Source organism: Pseudomarimonas arenosa (assembly GCF_014841215.1).
GTDB classification, from domain to species: Bacteria; Pseudomonadota; Gammaproteobacteria; order Xanthomonadales; family Xanthomonadaceae; genus Pseudomarimonas; species Pseudomarimonas arenosa.
This window is the reverse complement of record NZ_JACYTR010000141.1, coordinates 1-1198: the sequence shown is the minus strand read 5'-3', so window position 1 is coordinate 1198 and position 1198 is coordinate 1. Positions and strand designations below refer to the sequence as shown.

1 protein-coding gene is annotated in these 1198 nt (G+C 61.8%); it reads right to left on the bottom strand.

Features of this window, described 5'->3' with window-relative positions; all coding sequences use genetic code 11:
* Positions 1–83 precede the first annotated feature (83 nt).
* Positions 84–1198, bottom strand: a 1115-nt coding sequence (ltrA, locus tag IFO71_RS21590) for a group II intron reverse transcriptase/maturase (protein WP_192031759.1), incomplete at its 5' end; no start/stop codon positions are given.

Genomic DNA, 1198 nt, shown 5'->3' with positions numbered 1-1198 from the left:
ATCGCGGTAGGGCCGCCGGTCACCCGGCGCCCCCCGCACAGATCCGGACGTGCGCTGCTAACGCATCCGGCTCTTGCATCGAGTTAGAACGCGAAGCGTTGGTTCGGATACGGGTGGACGATTCGGCTCGACGGTATCCAGCGACGTACCCAGCGTGTGAAGCGAGACCATGGCAGCGCGTGACGCTGGCTGCGACGGCGCAGTGCACGCAGCCACATCCGGTTCACTTCCCGGCGCACGGTTTCCATGGCGCGTCGATTACCCGGCACGCCGTGATACTGGAAATAGCCACGCACCTTGCTGCTCAGCCACGCTCCTTGCTGCGTCGGTGTCCAGTGGAAGCGCTTGTGCAACTCCAACTTGACCTTCTGCAGAAACGCGCGTACGCGCTTGCTGACCGATTGCCGACGTAGCGCAAAATCACCATCGCTGCGCCGACGCGCGCAACTGTGAGTGAAGCCAAGAAAGTCAAAACTTTCCGGCTTCCCCTGGCTGCGCTTCGCGCGATTCGCACGAGCGAACCGTCCGAATTCGATCAACCGCGTCTTCTCTGGATGCAGATTCAGGCCATACCGCGCCAGCCGTTGCTCCAGTGCGGCGCGTAAGCGCACACCATCGCCACGGTACTGCACGCCAATCACAAAATCATCCGCGTAGCGAACAACCGACACCATTCCTTGGGCCTGTTGCTCACGCCACCCATGCGCCCACCGGTCGATGGCGTCGTGCAGAAACACATTCGCCAGCAACGGTGAAATCACCGCACCTTGTGGAACGCCCCGCTCACTGGACTGCCATACCCCGCCATCCATAACGCCGGCTTTGAGCGTGTGCTCGATAATCCGTAGCACCCGCTGGTCGGCAATCCGTCGTCCCAACACCGCCAACAGTTTGAGGTGTTCGATGCGATCGAAGCAGGCTTCGATGTCCGCATCCAACACCCAGCCGACCTTGCGAGTGGTGATCGCCATGTACACCGCATCCAAGGCATCGTGTTGACTGCGGCCTGGACGGAAGCCATAACTGAACCCGAGAAAGTCGACCTCGTAGATCGCCTCCAGCACCCACACCAACGCCTGCTGGACAAGCTTGTCCTCGATGCAGGCGATGCCCAACGGCCGTTGCCGGCCGTCCGTTTTCGCAATCCACTGTCGGCGTACCGGCTGCGGCCTGTAGCGGCCCGACTGCACGGCCTCAT